1 protein-coding gene is annotated in these 370 nt (G+C 40.8%); it reads right to left on the bottom strand.

The window, feature by feature from the left end:
- The coding region (locus FLQ44_RS25705) for an ATP-binding protein (RefSeq protein ID WP_240801376.1) at positions 1-359 on the bottom strand (359 nt) is incomplete at its 3' end.
- Positions 360-370 lie beyond the last annotated feature (11 nt).

Raw genomic sequence — 370 nt, 5'->3', positions numbered from 1 at the left:
GGACTAACTTCATTATCCCGATACGCGCCGATGAATAGCAGATATTTGCTATCTGGGTCAGCAATTAGCACTTGCATTAACTTCAATGTGGCTGAATCTGCCCATTGCAAATCATCTAAAAATATGACTAAAGGATGCTCTTTTTGAGCGAAGACGTGAATAAATTCTTTAAAAACTCGATTAAATCTGTTTTGCGATTCGGTTGCCCCAAGTTGTGGCACTTCTGGCTGTTTGCCAATGATTAGTTCTACTTCGGGAATCAAGTCAATAATTACTTGCCCATTTGACTCGACAGCGCTTATGATTTTAGTTTTCCATCTTGACAGTCGGGCAGCACTTTCAGTTAGTAATTGGCGCATCAATGAGCCGA

This window comes from Vogesella mureinivorans, from assembly GCF_007644035.1.
Classification (GTDB): domain Bacteria; phylum Pseudomonadota; class Gammaproteobacteria; order Burkholderiales; family Chromobacteriaceae; genus Vogesella; species Vogesella mureinivorans.
Note: the sequence above shows the minus strand (reverse complement) of the source record. Positions and strands in the feature narration are given on the sequence as shown.